We start from the raw sequence: 18483 nt of genomic DNA, 5'->3' as shown, positions 1-18483 counted from the left end.
GAGGGTCCATGCTGAAAAAACATTTGTCACTTGCCGTGCTCGTCACCCTGGTGTGGGGGGTCAATTTCCCCATCACCAAACTGGGCCTGCGCGCCATCGATCCGTTTGTGCTCACGGGTATCCGCTTTGCCCTCGCCGCCCTGCCGCTGGTGTTCTTTATCAAGCGTCCTGCCGTTAAATTCAGCTACGTGGCCGCCTACGGTTTTATCTTCGGCTTGGGCATGTGGGGCGTGATCAACTACGGCATCCAGGTGGGTGTGAGCCCTGGTATTGCCTCATTGATCATTCAACTCAGCGTGTTCTTCACCATGGGCTGGGGCTTTGTGCTTTTCAAAGAGAAGATCCGTGGCGCGCAGATGATCGGCGCGGTATTGGCCTTGATCGGCCTGGCAGGGATCATTTCCACCCAGCAAGGCAACCATGCCGTGCTGGGTGTGATGCTGATCGTCCTCAGTGCGGTGGCCTGGAGCGTGGGCAATGTGATCATCAAGAAGTCCGGGGTGAAAGAGATCTTCTCGTTCATGGTGTGGGCCAGCCTGATCCCGCCGATTCCGCTGTTCCTCACGGCCTGGCTGATGCACGGCAGCGCCGCGTTCGAAGGTTTGCAAGCCAGCCTCGACCTGACGGCGATCCTGTCGATCCTGTTCCAGGTGTATTTGGCCACGCACTTTGCGTACTGGGGCTGGAACTCGCTGCTCAAGCTGTACCCGGTGTCCACCGTGGCGCCCCTGTCGTTGCTGATCCCGGTATTCGGCATTACCAGCTCCATGCTGATGCTCGACGAGCGCATTTCCACGCCTAACCTGATCTCGATCGGCATCATCATCGCCGGGTTGGCGGTGGGGTTGTATCGCCGGCCGGCGAACCTGGCTCCAACCAGCCAAGGCGCGGTGATGCAGGCGGAAAAGTAAGCCCGCACGAAAACGCCCGGCGCATGGCCGGGCGACTGCCAACCTTCAATACGCGAAATTGTCGATCTTGACCTGGCCATCGGGGAAGGTCGCGATAATCTCCAGTTCGCCGCCCATTGCACGGATGTAATCGCGCAACGTGCTGATGTACATGTCGGTACGCCGCTCCATCTTGGAGACGGCCGCCTGGTTGATGTTCAACGCCTTCGCCAGGCTTTGCTGGCTCAACTGCTGGGCTTTGCGCAGCTCATGCAGGGGCATTTGCTGCAGGTGTTGCTGGAACAACTGCTTGGCTTCAGCACGCGCTTGTGGCGTCATGCGGGCTTGAAGTTCGGCGAATTTCTTAGCCATGGTTACGGCCCTCTCTAAACAAAGCGCTGCTGTGGGGAAAGCCCAAGCCCGGTCCGAAAAGCCCCAGCAGGTCAACGCTGGCGGATACCGACACTTGCTCCTTTGTCCCCAAACCCGCCCACCAGTCTCCGAATTCATCCGTGTATTCAATGTCCCAATCCATGCAAATATGCCATCCAAGGAATATAAACTCAAGAACATAAAACGTAGTAGATAAACTTGACGAGCCGCCACCCGCCGCCCTTGGGAAATTGTTTGTACATCCTTCCGCCCTGACAGCGACACGCGCATTGCGCTACAGCAATGCCCCTCAGCACGATCACGCGCTGCAAAAACACAATTATCGACCTGTAAAAAGCGCTCTAATACCCGCCTGTTGATTGGTTTTAAAGATCCTGGAGTTCGCAATGCCCCATGAAGGCAACCTATTACAAGCAGCCGTGGTGTTCCTGCTCGCCGCCGTGCTGACCGTGCCCCTGGCCAAACGCCTGCAACTGGGCGCAGTGCTGGGCTACCTGTTCGCCGGTGTGATCATCGGCCCGTCGGTGCTGGGGTTGATCGGCAACCCGCAAAGTGTCGCGCAGTTCTCCGAGCTGGGCGTGGTGCTGCTGCTGTTTATCATCGGGTTGGAGCTGTCGCCCAAGCGTTTATGGGTGATGCGCAAGGCGGTATTCGGCGTCGGCCTGGCCCAGGTGCTGCTCACGGGCCTGGTGATGGGTGTCGTCGCGTTATGGCTGTTTGGCCAGTCGTGGAACAGTGCCATCGTGCTCGGCCTTGGCCTGGCGCTCTCCTCCACCGCGTTTGGCCTGCAAAGCCTGGCCGAGCGCAAAGAGCTGAACCAACCCCATGGTCGCCTGGCGTTTGCCATTTTGCTGTTCCAGGACATCGCTGCGATCCCGCTGATCGCCATGGTGCCGCTGCTGGCCGGCAGCGATCACCCGACCACCGAAGCCCAAGGCCTGCAGCATGTGTTGCAGATCCTCGGCAGCATCGCCGTGGTGATCATCGGCGGTCGCTACCTGTTGCGGCCGGTGTTTCGCATCGTCGCCAAGACCGGCCTGCGTGAAGTTTCCACCGCTACGGCGTTGCTGGTGGTGATCGGCACCGCCTGGTTGATGGAGCTGGTGGGCGTGTCCATGGCCCTTGGCGCCTTCCTCGCCGGCCTGCTGCTGGCGGACTCGGAATACCGCCACGAACTGGAATCCCAGATCGAACCGTTCAAGGGCCTGCTGCTGGGCCTGTTCTTTATCAGCGTGGGTATGGGCGCCAACCTCAGCCTGCTGCTCAGTTCGCCACTGGTGGTGATCGGGCTGACGCTGCTGCTGATCGGCCTGAAGCTGCCGTTGTTGTACGCGGTAGGCCGTATGGTCGGTGATCTCAATCGCGAAAGCGCTCTGCGCCTGGGTGTGGTGCTGGCAGCGGGCGGTGAGTTTGCTTTTGTGGTGTTCAAGATCGGCAGCGACCAAGGCCTGTTCGAACCCCACCTCTACGATGTGCTCGTACTGACGATTACCCTGTCCATGGCAGTGACGCCGCTGCTGCTGTTGGTGTGCCCGAAGCTGTTCAAGCCCAAGGTCAAGACCGTGGAAGTGCCCGAGGAATACCGCACCATCGAAAGCGACGCGCCGCGTGTGGTGATCGCCGGGATGGGCCGTATGGGCCAGATCGTGGCGCGGATCCTGCGCGCGCAGAACATCTCGTTTATCGCGCTGGACACCTCGGTGGAAACCATCGAGCTGACCCGCAGCTTCGGCGGCATGCCGGTGTTCTACGGTGACCCGCAACGCCCCGAGATCCTGCACGCGGCCAAAGTCGACCAGGCGGAGTTTTTTGTGATCGCCATGGACGACCCGGAGATCAACATCAAGACCGCCGAGCTGGTGCGCAATCTCTACCCGCACATGAAGATCATCGCCCGCGCACGTAACCGCCAGCACGTGCACCGCCTGGTCGACCTGGATGCCTCGCCGATTCGCGAGACCTTCTACTCCAGCCTCGAAATGAGCCGCCGCACCCTGGTAGGCCTGGGGTTGAGCCAGGCCCAGGCCGATGCGCGCATCACCCGCTTCAAAAACCACGACTTGCAGGTGCTGGCCGCGCAACACGCGGTCTACGACGACGCCGCCAAAGTCATGCAAACCGCCCAGGAAGCCCGGGCTGAATTGGCAAGGCTGTTTGAAATGGATCGGCTTGAGGAAGAGTCCGACAAGGTGTGAGGCTTCGGATGAACGATTTTGCGAAAATTCTGACAGAATACGCCGCAATTTCGTTCATCCCTGGAGCGCTTCATGGCCACTTTCACCAAGACCGCCGCCTTGCTGGTCCTCGCGCTGACCGCCGGCAGCGTGTTCGCCGCCGCTAAGCCAACCACGCAAACCATCTCCACCTTGGGCGGCAAGTTCACCTTCAACCTGCCCAAGGCCTACGCTGCCGACACCCTGCCCGCCGGCAAAGCCGAAGATGGCACCGCCGATACCCAAGGCACGATGTACGCCAACCGTATAACGAAAAGTGTGGTGATCGTCGCCGAAACCGTGCGCAACGATGGGGTAACCATCGGGGATAACGACGCGAAATTCCTTGATGGCGCCGTGGCCGGCTTCGTCAAGGACCAAGGCGCGGCGCTGCCTGACTTCAAGAAACAGGGCGAGAAAAAACTGACCTTCAAGGGCCTGGGCCTGCGCCAGGTGGACAGCACCGCCACCCAAGGCGGCGGCAAGACGCTGAACTCCACGTTCCTGGCCGGTTCGGGCAATCACTTGCTGGTGATTCAGGCGATTTCGCGCGCCGATGATGCGAAGGGGCATGCGGCGCTGGTGAAGCAGATTACCGGCGGGAAATAACAGTCTTCCAAACAACTCGGTCCAAATGTGGGAGCAAGCCCCCTCCCACAGTGTTCGACCGCGTTTAATCCAGGCTTTTTTCCAGCCAGGCTTTGAGGTCCTGCACTTCCGCTGCACTGACGGTATGGTTCATTCCCGAATAACCATGAAACTCCGGCTTCAACCCCAACCCCGTCAACACCTCATTCGCCCGGGTCGCCGAGGTAAAGGGCAACGCCTGGTCCAACGTGCCGTGGCCGATGAAAATCGCCAATTTACCCAGTGACTCATCCGGCTTCAGCTCAGCCTTGAGCACCGGCAACACGCTGCCACTCAACGCCGCAATCCCACGCACCAGCTCCGGCCGGCGCAAGCCCACCTCGTAGGACATGATCGCGCCCTGGCTGAAGCCGACCAGGAACACCCGGTCAGGTTGAGTGTGGTACTTGGTGGTGGCTTTGCCGACAAAATCCTCGATCAACGTGGCGCTGCGCTGCAGGTCGGCGGTCTCCCCATCGTAATCGCCGTCATCGGGCGTCTTGGTAAACCAGCGATAGCCGTGCGGGTCCACCGGCATCGGCGCACGGGCCGACAGGTAAGTCCAGGTAGACGGCAGCGCATCCTTGATGCCGAACAAGTCTTCCTCGTTGCTGCCAAACCCGTGCAGGAAGATCACCAGTGGCTGGTTGCGCGCATCGCCCTGGGTCTGTTCCAGGTACGACAACGGCAAGTCGGTGTGCAGCGTATCGTCGGCATGAGCGGCACCGGCCACCAGGGTCAGCGCCAGGGCAAACAATTTGAGCATGGGACGTTACCTCAGGGTTTGCGGAGCAGATAAGTGTCCATGATCCAGCCATTTTGCAGGCGCGCCGCCTTGCGCACCCGTTCGATTTCTTCAGCCACTTCACTCACTTTGCCACTGATCAGGATCTCGTCCGGGGTGCCCAGGTAGGCGCCCCAGTAGATATCCAGATCCTGCGCCGCCGCCGTACGGTACGAGTCTTCGGCGTCGAGCATGACCACCAAGGTGTCGGCGTCGCTGGCCTGCCCCGCCGCCAGACGGCGCCCGGTCGTGATCTCGACCGACTTGCCGATGCGGTTCAGCGGGACTTTGTGCTGGGCGGCCAGGGCCTGCACGCTGGTGATGCCGGGGATCACTTCAAACTCAAAGGTGCAGCGGCCACTGGCCAGGATCGCCTGCAGGATGCGAATGGTGCTGTCGTACAACGCAGGGTCGCCCCAAGCCAGGAAAGCGCCCACTTCACCGTCAGCCATTTCTTCGTTGATCATGCGTTCGAAGGTCTGCTGCTTGTCGCGGTTGAGGTCCTGCACGGCGGTGGTGTAATCGATGTCGCCGCGCACACGCTCGGGGCAATCGGCCTCGACGAAGCGGTAGCCCGGCTCGGTGATGTAGGTCTCGCAGATCTCGCGGCGCAGGTCGATCAACTTGTCTTTGCTCTGGCCCTTGTCCATCAGGAAAAACACGTCGGTGCGGTTGAGCGCCTTCACGGCCTGCATCGTGATGTAGTCAGGGTTGCCGGCGCCAATGCCGATGATCAGGATGCGTTTCATGGGTTGCTCTCAGTGCGGGGCGTGGATTTTGCCATGTTCAGGCGCCTAGGCGTGAGTGTCCAGGCGCAGGCGCCAGAGGTTGTTGAAACGCAGCTCAGTGGCGGACAGCGGTTCGACGTCGATCCGGTAGAACATCGACAGTGGAAACTGCATGACATGCCACATCGCGGCACGGATCACAAAGGAATGAGTGATGGCCACAACATGGCCGGGCTGGGATTCGAGGGTTTTCATCCACTCACCCACCCGCCAGCAGATCTGCTCGACCGACTCGCCCCCATGGGGCGCGCACGTGGCGTCAGTGAGCCAAGTGTTCAGCGTGTCACTCTCCAACTGGCCGATGTCCTGGCCCTTCCACTGCCCGAAATCAGCATCGCGCAACGCGAACTCGATCACCCCGTCATCGCCGAACAAGCCTGCCGTCTGCCGCGTCCTGGCCTCAGGCCCACATAACAGGCGCCGGGTTTTCTTATAGCGATCAGCCAGCGACAACGCCGAGCCTTGCCAATCCATCACCACCGCCTCGTCATCAGGAAAACGCCCCTGTTTTTGCAGAGGCGTGACGGCGTGGCAAATGAGCGTCAAACGAGTGGTGTGCATTGCAGAGTGCTTGAGACCAAAAAGATAAGGCCTCAAGACTGGCGCAGTTATGGCTGGGGCGCAACGCCTTGTGCCAGGTAGAGCACGTGGTAACCCGTGCCTTGACGCGCCTCGTCCAGCGCTGCGGACGACAACGTAAACCGAACCAACCGCCAAGCCTGTACATCCAGCGCCAGGCACACCGCGAACGTGTCACTGCGCCCCGCCACCTGCTGATTACGCCGTTTCTCCTCGGCCAATAGGCTGGCGCGGTCCGCTCCGGGCTCCAGCGGCCACGCCTCGCGATACAAACTCAACGCGCCCTGCGCCGGCCCCCACTGCACATCCAGCGGTAACCAACTCTCGATATGTGGGCGACCAAAGCTGTCGAGCACTTTCTGAAAACGCTCGCCGAGTAAAAAGTCAGCGGCCTGCAACGGATCGGCCCACAAGTAGACCGACGAATACACATTGCCGCCGCGCTCCTGGGCGATAAACGCCTTGAACAGCAACCCCTCGGCGTTATCCCACAATGGCCCCAATTGCGCGGCGCGGCGGCGAATCACGCCCATGTCGTAGTCGGCAGGCAAGCGGTGTGAATACTGTTTGGCAAACATGCGAGAACTCCTGTGCAAGATGAGGGTTCAGCTTGCGCAGCCGCGATGATTTCAACAAGATATCAGCCGATATAAGTGCGATAAGGATTGAATATGACTGACGTGCTCAAACCGCTGGACATCGACACCGTCCAGGCTTTCGTGCTGGTGGCCGATTTCGCCAGTTTCACCCGCGCCGCCGAAGCCCTCGACACCTCCCAGGCGGCGATCAGCCTCAAGCTCAAGCGCCTGGAAGAACGCCTCGGCTATCGCTTGCTCGAACGCACGCCCCGGCATGTGCGGCTGTCGCCCCAAGGCGAACACTTCATCGTCGCCGCCCGCGCCTTGCTCAACGCCCATGAACGCGCCCTGGGCGATATGGGCAGCCACGCACTCCGCCGCCTGGTGATCGGTATCAGCGACCACGTGGCCGGTCCCGACTTGCCAACCTGGCTCAGCCGCTTGGCCGCCTACGACCCGTTAGTGATCCTCGAAGTGCGCATCGCCTCCTCCCGCGAGCTGGTCGCCGCCTTCGATCGCAATGAGCTGGACGCCGTGATCGTGCGCAACGAGGGCGACCGCCAGGACGGCGAAGTATTGGCGGTGGAACGCTTTGGTTGGTTCGCCGCCCCCACCTGGCAACACAGCCCCGGCACGCCCCTGCGCATGGCGACCATGGCTGCGCCCTGCGGCGTGCGCCATTTGGCGACCCGTGCACTGGACACGGCGCGCATCGACTGGACCGAAGTATTTGTCGGCGGCGGCGTGATGGCCGTCGGCGCCGCCGTCAGCGCCGGACTTGGCGTCGCCGCCCTCGCCCACCGCGTGGCACCGTCTGGCGCGGTGGACGTGAGCGAGCAATACGGCTTGCCCGCCCTCCCCGTGAGTGAAGTGGTGCTTTACAGCCGTATCAGCGATGACCGCTCCCAGGAAACCTTGCGCGNCATTAAGCGCAACCTTCCGGGGTGCATTGCAACGCTGAGTTCAGATTGGCCCGCGTGCCTTTCTGTCACCTTGCCTGGCCCGCCGCACACCGTAGTGAGCGGGCTTGCCCCGCGCTGGGTGGCGAAGCCGCCCTAAACCAGGCGCCGCTATTCCTTCTGAAGAACCGCGCTGTCCTTATTGGGGCGGCTTCGCCACCCAGCGCGGGGCAANGCCCGCTCACTACAAGGTAGGTGCGTTGGAGTCAAACCACTCGCGCCGGCCTTCAAACGTGCCCACGATCAACTCTACGATCATCCGTACCGCCTCAGCATCCTCCACCTGCGTATTCACCGCCAACCATACCTGCCGCTGCATGCGCGCCTCCAACAACCCCGGCAACGCCACCAAGCCTCGGTCAAAACTGCTCATGTAATGCGGCAGCAACCCAATGCACGCACCGCAGCGAATCATCTCCAGCATCAGCGAATACGCATGCACCTGCACCACTGCCGCCAAGCGTTGCTGCACCACCTGGTTCCAGGCCTGCAAAGCCTCCACCTGCGCATCGGGCTGCCATTGCACCAGCATGTAATCGTCGAGGTCTTCCACACTGTCCGGGCGTGTCGTCAACCGCGAATAACGCTTGGCGATATGCGGCAGATACTGCAAGCGCGCCAGGGCTCGCGGCGGTTCAGTGGAAAAGCTCGGGCCGGGGCTCGGGCCGTCGGCATCCGACAACCACAGCACCACATCCACATCCACCGCTTGCAGGGACAACTGGCTGTCGATGGAGATGATCTCCAGGCGCACGCTGGCATTGCGGCGCAGCAAGGCGATCAGGTCGCGACCCAGGATGTCATGCAGGATCGGCTCCGCCACCGCCAGCCGAATCAATGGCTGCTCCGTCACCGGCAAGCGGCGTTCATGGGCCAGGGCGATCAGCTGCGCCTGCAATTGCTGGCCGTCGCGGCTGAGCACCAAACCATTGCCCTGGTAGCTGAACAGCGAATGCCGCAGCTGCTCTTCCAACTGCGCCAGGCGCTTGCGCAGCAGCGTCGCCTTGATATTCAGGCTGCGCGCCGCTTGCATGAAACACCCGCAGCGCGCACTCACCAGAAAGTAGCGCGCCACCTCCGGGTCGATCTCATCGGCCAAGGCCAGCCAGCGGCTGCGCCCCTCGGCGGGGGCGCGATAAGCGGCGGGCCCCTGGGGGGCAGACGGTTCTAGAAATGCCATGGGAGACTCCCTGTCTTGTGGTCTGTGCATCCAATGCGGGTTGACGCGTGTTACTCCAGCACCTTGTTCAGCTCGGCGCCGTCGATACTCAGGGTCGCGGTGTTGAGCATGCCTTCGAGGTAAGCCTTGGCGATCTGCTCCTGGCGCTGGGCGCGCAGGGCCTGGGTCAGGCGCTCACGCAGTTCGTCGAGGGTCGCGGTGCGTGCCGGTTGCTGGCCGGTGAGTTTGAGCACATGGAACCCCGCCGCACTCTGCACCACGTCCGACACGGCCCCGACCTTGAGGCGCGACACCGCACTGCGCACTTCCGGTACCAGTTGCTGCAGGGGTTGCATGCCCGAGTCGCCACCGCGCGCGGCGGAGTCCGTGTCCTGGGAAAACTGCGTGGCCAAAGCGGCGAAATCACCCGGTGCGGCCTGGGCCCGACGGCTCAGCTCCTGGGCCTGGCGACGTACCGTGTCGAGGGTTTGCGGGTCATTCGCCGCGAGGAAAATCTGGCTCACACGGTACAACGGTGGCGTTACCCATTGCGCCTTGCCGCTGTCGTAGGCCTGCTGCAATTCAGCCGCGCTGGGGTAATCCGCCGGCACCTGGCTGACCGAGAGCATGTAGTCGCGGAACACGATCTGCTCGGTGGCGGCGCGGGTCTGTTGCTCTACCTCAGGGCGCTGGCGCCAGCCCTGGGCGTCGGCCTGTTCAAGCACGGCCTTCTGCGCCAGGCGTGAGCGGATCCAGGTTTCCAACGCACCACGGTTGCCGCGCAGTTGCTCACGGGATTCGGCCGGCAGGCTGGCCAGCACGGTTTTCAGTTCAGGCAGGTCGATTTGCTGGTTGCCCAAGCGCGCCACCGCCGGCCCGCTCGCGGCTGGATTGATCACCGGTGCCGGTTGCTGCGCCGCCACCGGGTCGCTGCCCGGCCGCAAGCTCAAGCCCACCGCCACCACCAGCAAGGCCAGCGCCCCCGCGCCGACCATCAGGGTTGGTTTTTTCACAATACGGGTGCCTCTTCGCCCACCGCTGCGGCCTGCAACTGCGCGGCCTGCTGGCTGTACTCACGCAGGTAGACGATGAATTCCTGCAACAGGCGGTCCCACAACTCCAACTGGCTACGCAGGTGCGTGGCGCCGACGCCGGCCACCACCACGTCCATTTCCATCAGCAGGAATTCGCCCTGCACCGACAACCGCGCAAAGCGGCGCGACGCGTTCCACACCTGGGCCAGGCCCTCAGGCAACTCGCCCTGGATACGCAGCGCACAGCTGTAGGTGAAATCCACATAGCTGCCCTGCTCTGCCGCCGGGTTGCCGAAGCGCACTGCAAAGCCGATGCCCTGGCTGGCGCTGAGCAATTGCACGACGCCATTTTGTTCGCTCGGGTTTACCCGGTAGCCGGCTTCCTGCAGCAACTCGGTGAGGCGCTGGGTGGTGACGCTGGTGATCAATTCGCTCATGGTGATCTCTTCCCTGTCTATCAATGATTGGCGGTTGCCTGGGGTGCATCAAAACGGCTCTTGTACAAATCGTCGCCAAAACCCTGGGCCAGTTCCTCGAACTTGACCCGCGCGCTGCTGGCGAACGGCTGGCGAATACTCATCACCTCGGCCACATCGATCTTTTCGTAGGCCGCGAGCAGTTGCTGGGCCACGCCGTACATCTGTTGATTCTTGACTGAACATTGCTGCACTTGTGTGTCACGTTCGCTCAGTTGCGCCTGCAAGCGGGCACGCTCGGCTTCTTTGCCCTTGGCGAGCACCAGCAGTTCGTCGTAGGCCTTCTTGAACTTGCCGATCTGCTCGTTGCTGGCCGCCACCTGGGCCTGCGCCTGGCTGTGCAGGCTCTGTTGCTGGCCGGCCAATTGCTCGGCCGCGCCACGGGTCTTCTCCAGCTCAGCCGTCAGCTGCTTGATTTGCGCCTGGGCCTGCTTGGCTTGGGTTTCAGCAGCGATACGCGCCGCACTCGCCTGGGCCTGCTCGCTTTGCAGTGCCTGCAATTGCTGAGTGGTGCTGCGCAGTTGCGTGCGCAGGCGCTCCTCCATGCCTTCGGCCGCAGCGCCGGTGGTGACCAGCAGCAGTAACAGCCCGCAGATTCGCATGTTCATGTGGCATCTCCCTGCGCATCAAAAGCGCGTGTTGAGTTCCAGTTGCATCACATCGACTTCGAACGGCTGGCCATACACTTCGGAAGCGCTCAACCAACGCGCACTGGCGTAAATGTTCTTGTCGATGCCGTAGTTGGCGCCAATGAAGTAACCCTTGGCGTTGGTGCCGCCCAGGTGGAACGAAGAATCGTTGAAGCCGTCGGGCAAGGCGTCGGGCTGGATGTACTTGTAGCCGGCCAACACGTTCCAGTCGCCGCGCTTGCGCATCTCCAGCGCGCTGCCCAGGGTGAACGACACCATCAGCGCATTGCCGCCACTTTCAAACTGGCCCTTGCTGTTGATGTTGTTGACGATCTCGCCTTCGCTGCGCTTGAGCATTTCGCCCTTGTCGTAGGCCAGGTTGTGGATGAAGTTGCCCTGGGTGCGCAGCTTGAAATCGCTGGGCAGGTCGCTGTCCCAGACCAGGTTGAGGTCCAGCACATCGAACTTGGACGCCAGGCCGACGAATTGAGGGTCCGGCGTTCTGGCCGGGTCAGTCGGGTTGGTGGTGTTGTTGCGCAGGTTGAACACCGAGTTGCCTTTTTGCATGAAGGCAACACGCGTGCCGTCAGTGTCACAGGCGGGCGCGCCCCGCCATGTGGAGCAAGGGCTGGAACGCTCGCCTTCGATGTCCTGGAACTGGTAGTAAGCGGCGGCAAGTTTGAGACGGTTGCTGCGGTTGATCTTCCAGTCAGCGCCAATCTGCCCGCCAAACAGCCATTTGGTGTCGCTGTCTTCCTTGTCGATACCATTGGTGCTGGCAGTGTCGGCGGTGTACTCGACCGGGAAGGCACCGAGGGTACCGAACAGCCCCCACTCGCTGTTGAGGCGGTGGTTGAAGATCGCGGCCACGCCGTCGAAGTTGAGGTCGTTGGAATACATCATGTCGGTGGAATAGAACGGGTTGCCGATGCGCCCGGCGGTCAACGTCATGTAGTCAGTGGTTTTCCAGGTCAGGTAACCCTGATCCAGCCAGATGTCTTTTTTGCCGAAGCCGCCGCCCAGGGTCTGGGTGGTCGACACCGGGTTATTGTCAGAGCCAGTGGCGATGCGAATGCCGGCGGTCCACTCCGGCGAGATCACCGCTTTCATGCCCAGGCGTGCGCGCAGGCGGAACAGGTTCTCGCGGTCCTCGCGGGTGTTGAGCAAGGGCGGCAACTTCGTGCTGGAGTTTTTGTTGACGTCGTAGGGCCCCGTGTCATTGAGCTTGGCGAAGTCGGTGATGTTGTTGCTGTTATTACCCGAAAAGTAGCGTGACTCGTCGCGCAAACGAATATCGCCATCAAAGCTGATGCGCGAGATCCAATCGGGGAAGGTATTGGGCTGTGCCCAGTTTTCCTGCTTGGCGGTGGCCATGACCTCGGCCTTGACCTGATCGCGAATCTGATCCTTGACCGCCTGCGGCACATACTGCACACGCACATCGCCGGGCGCTGCGGTCGGTCCTGCGGCAACCACCGGCACGGCATTGGCCTGGCGTGCCTGCTGGGCCTCTTTCTCGGCCTGGGCGATCAGCCCATTGGCGGTGGCCTGGGTCAGCACACCTTGCTGCACCAGCAGACGGATCAGGTTGATGGTGACGTTTTCCGAAGGCGCAACCGGGGCTGCAGCCGCCTGGCCAACCAGGGTCGCGATGACCATGCCAACCGCCAGGGTCAGTCGATTCACGGGGGAAATCATGTGTACGCAACTCCTGTAAAAATCCGTTAAAAAAGGTTCAGTCAATCCGGGCGCCGGCCCTTGAGGGACAGGCGCATGGGCAGCGTCAGTGACGCCGGCGGCTTCTGTGCGGCACGCGGTGCACGTATCAGCGCGAGCATCTGGGCGTCGGTCTCGGCATCACCGCTGGACTTGGCCACCAGCGCTTTAGTGACTTGGCCATCGGTGCCCAACCACAGGTCTATCTGTATCGAGAAAGCCTTCTTGCGTAATTCCGGGTCTTCGCGCATCAGCCGTTGATAGGTGCCGGCCAGATACTGCTTGTACGTGCCGGTACCCAGCCCGCCGCCACCGCTGCCGGCCATGCCACCGCCCTTACCAGCGCCGATGTTGAAACCGTCATTGCCGGACTGGGCGTCGCCGTCGATCTGCATCGGGTTGGCCAGGTCTTCGTTAGGTGAAGGCGGTGCTTCCTCGGCCGGCTTGACCTCTTCGGGTTCCGGGCTGGGCACCGGCTCCGGGACTTTTTCTTCGACCTGGGGCTCGGGCTCCTTGGGTTTTTCCGGCGGCGGCGGTGGTGGTGGCGGCAACGGGATAATCGTCGGCACCTTCGGCGCTTCGCGGCGCACGCCACTCATGTCGTTGGCCCACTGCCATAAAAACCAGGCCGCCACGGCCCCCAACAACAGGCCGGCGCCCCACTTCAACGGGCGCAACGGCGGTTTCTTTTTCACCGGTATTGGCGCAATCGGGATCTGTGCGGTCATGACTCAGCCCTGACTCGGTTTGCCGGTGACCAGCCCGACCTGGGACAGCTCCAGCCGGCGCAGCAAGTCGAGTACCTCGATCACCTTCTGGTACTGCACCATCGCGTCGCCGCGCACGATCACCGGGAAGTCTGGGTTCAACGCTTTCTCGATACGCAGGCGCTCTTCCAGCTCGCCGAGGGTGACCGGGTAGGCGTCGAGGAACACCTGGCCGCCGTCGTTCACGGAAATGGCCTTGGTCTTGGCCTCCGACAACGACACCGAGGCGCTGGCCTTGGGCAGGTGAATCTGGATGCCCGAGACCTGGGCGGTGGCGGTCAAAATAAACATCACCAGCACCACCATCAGCACGTCCACCAGAGGCGTGATGTTGATGCTGTCGACGGCGGCATCGTCGTCATCGTCGTGGGAGGCATTTACGGAAGCCATGGCGATTCTCCTCAGGCCGGAACCGATGCGTGATGCGGTGCGCGGTGCGCGGCTTCACTGTGCTGGCTCTCGCCGTGCATCTCCGCCAGGCGCGTGATGAACTCGTCGACAAACACGCGCATATCCGCACTGACTTCCTTGTTGCGGGTGATCAGGCGGTTGTAGCCAAACAGCGCCGGGATCGCGACGAACAGGCCCATGGCCGTGGCCAGCAAGGCTGCGGCCATGCCCGGCGCGATGGCATTAATGTTCACGTCACCGGCCATGGCCGTGCCGAGGAACACCACCATGATCCCCAGCACCGTCCCGAGCAGGCCGATGTACGGGCCGCCGGCGATGGCGTTGGACAGGGTCGAGAGTTTGGAACTGAGCGCCTGGTTTTCGCGGGTGCGCACGCCGTCCATGGAGCAACGGATGGCTTCGATGGTGGCGGCCGAGACCGACGAGGTGTCGGCGCCTTGGGCGCGACGGGTGCGGATCTCCTTGACCGCCACCAGGTACAGGCGCCACAGCGAGGAATGGGTCAAGCGCTCGCCCAACTGAGCGTCGTCGGCGTACATCTCCAGGCGCGTGCCGATCTGTGCGAAGTGCTCACGGAACACTTCGTTGGCACTGCTTAAACGGCTGACCTGGCGGTTCTTGCGCAGCATGATGACCCACGACTGGAACATCATCGCCACCAGCACCAGGATGATCACCCAGGCGTCCACCGGTACGGCGTTGAGCAAGAAGCCCAGGCTGCCAAAACCGAAGCCGGACTGCTCTTCATCCACCCCGTAGGCCACCAGTTTCGATTCGGCGCCCTGGGCGCTGGCATCGGCCAGCAGCAGCGCGGCCGGACGCGCCACCTTGGACAGGCGCAGCTCATCGATGGCCCCGGCGAATGGCAGGTGCGTACTGCCCGCTTCCGGCAGGTCGGCACCGATTGCCAGCTGGGAATTAAAGGCCGGCATGGCCACCGCGAGGGTCGCGGTTTCGCGGCCATTCACATACAGCGTGACCTTTTCACCCTCGGCGGTGAACGCCAGGTGCTGCCATTGGCCGGGGTTCAGCGGCTGGGTCGAGACAGCGCGCTGGCCGTCGATGTCCACAAACGGCATGCCCTGGTTCAAGCCCAGCAACAGGCTATGGGTGCCGTCACGCCGGGCCAACACCACTTGCTCGCCACTGGCTTGGTCCAAGCGCAACCAGGCGCTGAAGGTGAACGCGCCGCCTGCCGCATGTTGCAACGAGGGGCTGGCCGGCAACATCACGGGTTGGCCGCCGAACTGCAAGGCGCGGCCGATCACGCCATCGATGGCGGCGCCGGTGGCGTTCAACGCGGTGTTGGCGTAAGCCGTGGTGTCCCGCGCCGGTGTGCCATTGGCGCCATCAAAATGGTAGAGCGCGGTGTAGTTCGGGTCGAAGGTCAACTGGCCGTTGGCGGTGGCCGGGGCCTTCTGGTTGCCGTAGTACATCCACAGGTCTTGGCGCTGGCCGCCTTCGACCTTGGGCACATCGACCCAGATCAGCGCCATGCCCATCAACGGGTCGAAGCTTTCGATCTGATGGTTGAACACGGTCTTGTCATCGGCACTCACAAAGCGCAGGTCGGCGCCGTCATCCTTGACCCCGTCAAAGGTGAAATTACCGGTGTGCAGGCGCACCAACAGCGCGGTACGGCCCAGGGCCTGGTTGATCGCGGCCCCTTGCGCGGTGGTATCGACGGAGATCTGTTTGCGGTAGTGCCAGTCGTCCTGCCACCAGGCATGGGCGGTGGCCGGGAGCGCGAAGCCCAGGCAGATCAACAGGCTCAGGAATAGGCGTTGCATGGGTGAAGTCTCCGGAAGAAAAAGTCAGAAAGTCGCCTGCACACTGAAGTGCAGTCGCGAGTCCTGTTTCTGGGTGTTCGGTCCATCGAGCAGCGGGTAACCCCAATCCAGGCTGCCGGACAACCATTTGCTCAAACTGGCGCGGGTGCCCAGGCCGACACTGGCCAGGCTGTATTCGTCTTCTTGCTCGGGCAGTGGGTCGTGCAGGCGCATGCGCGCGCCTTCAGCAAACGCGTAGAAGCGCCACTCCTGCACATAACTGCCGAGAAACTTGGCCAGGGACGGCGTGCGCAATTCCTGGGAGAGCAAGTAGCCCTCGTCCCCGGTGCGCTCGGCCGCCAAGTAGCCGCGCACCGACGTGGCGCCGCCGGCCGAGTACTGCTCGTTGGAGACCAGCGGTCCCGAGGCGAGTTGGAAGCCGCCTTTGGTCGCCGACTGCCAATCGTTGGCAAAGGTGTAGGTGTAACTCAGGTCACCCTTGAGCACGGCAAAACTGGCGCTGGCCTTGTAGCGCTTGTAGTCGAACGCCTCGGCATCGCTGCCGTAGCCAAAGAAGGCGCGGGTACCGACGATCAGGTTCAGGCCGAGGCCCAATTGGGATTGCTCGGTGTAGCGATAGCCGTTGTAGCCCAGGGTGAATGGCGCGTACTTGAGCGGCACCTGGTCACTGCTGGCGCCGAATTTCATTTCCTCGTCGAAGTCCTTGAAATCGATCCCGAACGAGAATGAGTTGGCCCAGTTACCGGCAGCCGGCAGGTTGTAGATGGCCGACACACCGTAGGAATGGCCCTTGCCCAACACGTTGCTGCCGCCGATGGTGGCAATGTTGCTGTCGGACTGGTAACCGGAGAACTGCAAGGTCCAGCGCTCATTCAACGGTGCGGTGTAGGAACCCGACCAAACCTTGGCATTCTCGGTGTCCTGGGGGGCGGTGAAGTAAGTCAGGGAAATGCTGTGGCCCAGTTGCCAGAGGTTGTCGTAGCCCAGGGTCGCGACCGACCGCAGCTTCTCGGTGTCGGCGCTGTAGTCGTTGTTCAGGCCGATGCTGGCGTGCCAAGGGTTCTGGTCTTCGACCTGCAGGTCCACATCCATGGTGCCCGGGAGCTGGCCCTCGCGTACCAGCGGCGTGACCTGGCGCCCGGCACTGCGGTTGAGCCCGGCCAACTGGGTCTGCACCGTGGCAAAGTCCGGCACCGCGCCCTCCTCCAGGGCCGGCACTTGTTCGCGGATTTCCACCGGTGAATAGTGCTTGGCGCCGACTACCCGCACGCGGCCCACCTTGGTTTCGCTGACTTGCAGGTAGACGATGCCGTCATCGACCTTCTGCTCCGGCAGCTCGACAAACACCGACTGGTAGCCACGCGACTGGTAGATCTTCTGCAAGGCATCGCGGGCGCCTTCGATATCGCCCAAGGTCTTTTGCGGGCCGAGAAACGGATACACCGCCTCCTCAATCGTCGCCGCATCCAGCACCGTGTTGCCGCGCACGAAGTACTCGTTGACGTCGACCTTGCGCGCCGCCGCCTCTTCCTCGGCCAACACCGGTTGCGCCAGGCTCCCCAGCGTCACGCAACACAGCGCCAGCGTTAATTTGAACAGATGCTCCACACCGCCCCCTGACATTCTGATTTTATCCGCCGCCGCCGATTGCCCGGCGCAAGGCCTGCTCAATTGCTGGTGATCGAGGTGTTGCCGTGGCGGGCCAGCCAGGTGTGCAACAGGGCGAAGTTCAGCGAGAACTCCGGCATGTGCAGCAAGGCGCCACAAAACACGTCACCGATGATTTTCTGGATGAGTTGCACCGCACGCGGGTTGTTCAACAGCGTGGCGATGTCGCGGGTCAGTGCCTGGATGCTCCAGACCTTCTGGTTGAGGTCCAGGCCGACGAACCAGCGGAACAGCAGGTTGTAGTTCAGCTGTTCATGCAGTTGCTGCTCGCTGGGTACCGAATACAGCAATTGCAGCAGCAGGATCTGCAGCACGGTCTGCGGGGCGATCGACATCGGGGCTTCGGCCACCAGCCAGTCGCGGTGCTGGTCGAGCACTTCATCGATCTGCGGGCGCAGCAACACCAGGGAATGGCTGGCCGGGATGTAGCTGGAGACTTCCTTGCGAGTGCCCTGCCAATCGTCCTGGGAGACAATCCATACCCAAGGCGCGCCGTAGCGATAGACCGACACCGGCTTCTTGCGCGCCGCTTCGACGATCTTCGACAGGCGCTGGTCGAGCTCCTGCATGCCCACTTTCGAGTAACGTTCCATAGTTCCCATCGCCCCACTCCTGGCATCCTGCTTGCGGCTGAAAAGCCCACCTTTCTGGTGGGCTCAAGCGCGTTACACAGGAGAGACGGGAGTGGCTGGGGACTACCGAACTTTTGTCATGAAAGCTTCATTTGGGATTGGGTGGGAGGCAATTTTTTGTGGTGTCTATATCCGTTATTTGGGGGGGTGACTGGTATAAGTTCCGCCCTGACGCCGGGGCATCCACCTGATGTATGGAGATCAAACTGTGGGAGGGGGCTTGCTCCCGATAGCAGTGTGTCAGCTCATGCATCTGTGACTGCCCCACCGCTATCGGGGGCAAGCCCCCTCCCACACTTAACCGAGATCGACAGTAAGAACCCGGCCGGCTCCAGGCCGCCGCTCTGGGCCGAGGGATCACTCAAATCTGCTTTTGCTCTACACCACTCA

Annotated in this window: 18 protein-coding genes and 2 pseudogenes; 4 read left to right on the top strand and 16 right to left on the bottom strand. The window is 62.1% G+C overall.

All coding sequences use genetic code 11. The features are described from left to right. The first annotated feature begins 8 nt into the window (after nt 1–8). Nucleotides 9–911, top strand: a complete 903-nt coding sequence (locus AO064_RS20115) for an amino acid metabolite efflux pump (RefSeq protein WP_012723668.1) — start codon at nt 9–11, stop codon at nt 909–911. Nucleotides 912–956: 45 nt separating this feature from the next. On the opposite strand, the gene AO064_RS20110 is transcribed toward AO064_RS20115, so the two are convergent. Beyond that, on the bottom strand, nt 957–1262 hold the full coding sequence (locus tag AO064_RS20110; protein ID WP_012723667.1) for an XRE family transcriptional regulator: 306 nt from the start codon (nt 1260–1262) through the stop codon (nt 957–959). Beyond that, a pseudogene (locus tag AO064_RS31325) lies at nt 1258–1425 on the bottom strand (type II toxin-antitoxin system RelE/ParE family toxin); the annotation flags it as partial. The gene AO064_RS20110 and the pseudogene AO064_RS31325, both read right to left, overlap by 5 nt. A gap of 244 nt (nt 1426–1669) precedes the next feature. On the opposite strand from AO064_RS31325, the gene AO064_RS20100 reads away from it, so the two are divergent. Further along, nucleotides 1670–3478 (top strand): monovalent cation:proton antiporter-2 (CPA2) family protein, encoded by a 1809-nt coding sequence (locus tag AO064_RS20100; RefSeq protein ID WP_064054410.1) that lies wholly within the window; start codon nt 1670–1672, stop codon nt 3476–3478. Between the two features lie 72 nt (nt 3479–3550). After that, nucleotides 3551–4105 carry a DcrB/PsbP domain-containing protein gene (locus tag AO064_RS20095; protein WP_064054409.1) on the top strand — a complete coding sequence of 185 codons (555 nt, stop codon included), beginning with the start codon at nt 3551–3553 and terminating at the stop codon, nt 4103–4105. A gap of 64 nt (nt 4106–4169) precedes the next feature. Here AO064_RS20095 and AO064_RS20090 read toward each other — a convergent pair whose 3' ends face one another. From AO064_RS20090 to AO064_RS20075, 4 genes are read right to left on the bottom strand one after another with little or no spacing between them, the layout of a single operon-like run. Further along, complete coding sequence (locus AO064_RS20090; RefSeq protein WP_064054408.1) at nt 4170–4889, bottom strand: alpha/beta hydrolase; 720 nt, start codon at nt 4887–4889, stop codon at nt 4170–4172. An 11-nt stretch (nt 4890–4900) separates the two neighbouring features. Then, on the bottom strand, nt 4901–5656 hold the full coding sequence (gene cobF / locus AO064_RS20085; protein WP_064054407.1) for a precorrin-6A synthase (deacetylating): 756 nt from the start codon (nt 5654–5656) through the stop codon (nt 4901–4903). A gap of 45 nt (nt 5657–5701) precedes the next feature. Then, nucleotides 5702–6256, bottom strand: a complete 555-nt coding sequence (locus AO064_RS20080) for a histidine phosphatase family protein (RefSeq protein ID WP_064054406.1) — start codon at nt 6254–6256, stop codon at nt 5702–5704. 47 nt (nt 6257–6303) lie between these two features. Continuing rightward, a complete protein-coding gene (locus AO064_RS20075; protein WP_012723660.1) occupies nt 6304–6852 on the bottom strand; it encodes a DUF4865 family protein in 549 nt (182 codons plus the stop codon). Between the two features lie 93 nt (nt 6853–6945). Between AO064_RS20075 and AO064_RS20070 the strand changes: the two are divergent. Beyond that, nucleotides 6946–7813: pseudogene (locus tag AO064_RS20070) on the top strand (LysR family transcriptional regulator). A 182-nt stretch (nt 7814–7995) separates the two neighbouring features. On the opposite strand, the gene AO064_RS20065 reads toward AO064_RS20070, so the two are convergent. Genes AO064_RS20065 through AO064_RS31845 form a run of 10 tightly spaced genes read right to left on the bottom strand, consistent with a single transcriptional unit; the run spans nt 7996 to nt 18054 of the window. Beyond that, on the bottom strand, nt 7996–8991 hold the full coding sequence (locus tag AO064_RS20065; protein ID WP_064054405.1) for a LysR family transcriptional regulator: 996 nt from the start codon (nt 8989–8991) through the stop codon (nt 7996–7998). 50 nt (nt 8992–9041) lie between these two features. Next, entirely contained in the window at nt 9042–9983 is a 942-nt protein-coding gene (locus AO064_RS20060; RefSeq protein ID WP_046036725.1) for a peptidylprolyl isomerase, read from the bottom strand. Next, entirely contained in the window at nt 9980–10441 is a 462-nt protein-coding gene (locus tag AO064_RS20055) for a YbjN domain-containing protein (protein ID WP_064054404.1), read from the bottom strand. The genes AO064_RS20060 and AO064_RS20055 overlap by 4 nt, the downstream gene beginning before the upstream one ends. A 20-nt stretch (nt 10442–10461) precedes the next feature. Next, nucleotides 10462–11088: a hypothetical protein gene (locus tag AO064_RS20050; protein WP_064054403.1), complete on the bottom strand. Its 627-nt coding sequence runs from the start codon at nt 11086–11088 to the stop codon at nt 10462–10464. An 18-nt stretch (nt 11089–11106) separates the two neighbouring features. Continuing rightward, nucleotides 11107–12807 carry a putative porin gene (locus tag AO064_RS20045; RefSeq protein ID WP_064054402.1) on the bottom strand — a complete coding sequence of 567 codons (1701 nt, stop codon included), beginning with the start codon at nt 12805–12807 and terminating at the stop codon, nt 11107–11109. Between the two features lie 41 nt (nt 12808–12848). Next, the gene (locus tag AO064_RS20040) at nt 12849–13553 is read right to left on the bottom strand and encodes an energy transducer TonB family protein (RefSeq protein WP_012723653.1); all 705 of its coding nucleotides are present in this window, start codon (nt 13551–13553) and stop codon (nt 12849–12851) included. Nucleotides 13554–13556: 3 nt separating this feature from the next. Beyond that, nucleotides 13557–13982, bottom strand: coding sequence for an ExbD/TolR family protein (locus AO064_RS20035; protein ID WP_010211136.1), 426 nt, complete (start codon nt 13980–13982; stop codon nt 13557–13559). Between the two features lie 11 nt (nt 13983–13993). Next, nucleotides 13994–15793 (bottom strand): DUF2341 domain-containing protein, encoded by a 1800-nt coding sequence (locus AO064_RS20030; RefSeq protein WP_064054401.1) that lies wholly within the window; start codon nt 15791–15793, stop codon nt 13994–13996. A 24-nt stretch (nt 15794–15817) separates the two neighbouring features. Beyond that, nucleotides 15818–17401, bottom strand: coding sequence for a ShlB/FhaC/HecB family hemolysin secretion/activation protein (locus tag AO064_RS20025; protein ID WP_064054417.1), 1584 nt, complete (start codon nt 17399–17401; stop codon nt 15818–15820). A gap of 59 nt (nt 17402–17460) precedes the next feature. Next, nucleotides 17461–18054, bottom strand: coding sequence for a transposase (locus AO064_RS31845; protein WP_043205185.1), 594 nt, complete (start codon nt 18052–18054; stop codon nt 17461–17463). Nucleotides 18055–18483: the final 429 nt, after the last annotated feature.

The sequence above is a fragment of the Pseudomonas marginalis genome, from assembly GCF_001645105.1.
GTDB lineage: Bacteria > Pseudomonadota > Gammaproteobacteria > Pseudomonadales > Pseudomonadaceae > Aquipseudomonas > Aquipseudomonas petroselini.
The sequence above is the reverse complement of the archived record's forward strand: the minus strand, read 5'-3'. Positions and strand labels throughout refer to the sequence as shown.

Coding starts and splice junctions, on each gene's coding strand:
- AO064_RS20115 (WP_012723668.1), top strand. CDS start 9: ATGCTGAAAAAACATTTGTCACTTGCCGTGCTCGTCACCCTGGTGTGG.
- AO064_RS20110 (WP_012723667.1), bottom strand. CDS start 1,262: ATGGCTAAGAAATTCGCCGAACTTCAAGCCCGCATGACGCCACAAGCG.
- AO064_RS20100 (WP_064054410.1), top strand. CDS start 1,670: ATGCCCCATGAAGGCAACCTATTACAAGCAGCCGTGGTGTTCCTGCTC.
- AO064_RS20095 (WP_064054409.1), top strand. CDS start 3,551: ATGGCCACTTTCACCAAGACCGCCGCCTTGCTGGTCCTCGCGCTGACC.
- AO064_RS20090 (WP_064054408.1), bottom strand. CDS start 4,889: ATGCTCAAATTGTTTGCCCTGGCGCTGACCCTGGTGGCCGGTGCCGCT.
- cobF (WP_064054407.1), bottom strand. CDS start 5,656: ATGAAACGCATCCTGATCATCGGCATTGGCGCCGGCAACCCTGACTAC.
- AO064_RS20080 (WP_064054406.1), bottom strand. CDS start 6,256: ATGCACACCACTCGTTTGACGCTCATTTGCCACGCCGTCACGCCTCTG.
- AO064_RS20075 (WP_012723660.1), bottom strand. CDS start 6,852: ATGTTTGCCAAACAGTATTCACACCGCTTGCCTGCCGACTACGACATG.
- AO064_RS20065 (WP_064054405.1), bottom strand. CDS start 8,991: ATGGCATTTCTAGAACCGTCTGCCCCCCAGGGGCCCGCCGCTTATCGC.
- AO064_RS20055 (WP_064054404.1), bottom strand. CDS start 10,441: ATGAGCGAATTGATCACCAGCGTCACCACCCAGCGCCTCACCGAGTTG.
- AO064_RS20050 (WP_064054403.1), bottom strand. CDS start 11,088: ATGAACATGCGAATCTGCGGGCTGTTACTGCTGCTGGTCACCACCGGC.
- AO064_RS20045 (WP_064054402.1), bottom strand. CDS start 12,807: ATGATTTCCCCCGTGAATCGACTGACCCTGGCGGTTGGCATGGTCATC.
- AO064_RS20040 (WP_012723653.1), bottom strand. CDS start 13,553: ATGACCGCACAGATCCCGATTGCGCCAATACCGGTGAAAAAGAAACCG.
- AO064_RS20035 (WP_010211136.1), bottom strand. CDS start 13,982: ATGGCTTCCGTAAATGCCTCCCACGACGATGACGACGATGCCGCCGTC.
- AO064_RS20030 (WP_064054401.1), bottom strand. CDS start 15,793: ATGCAACGCCTATTCCTGAGCCTGTTGATCTGCCTGGGCTTCGCGCTC.
- AO064_RS31845 (WP_043205185.1), bottom strand. CDS start 18,054: ATGGAACGTTACTCGAAAGTGGGCATGCAGGAGCTCGACCAGCGCCTG.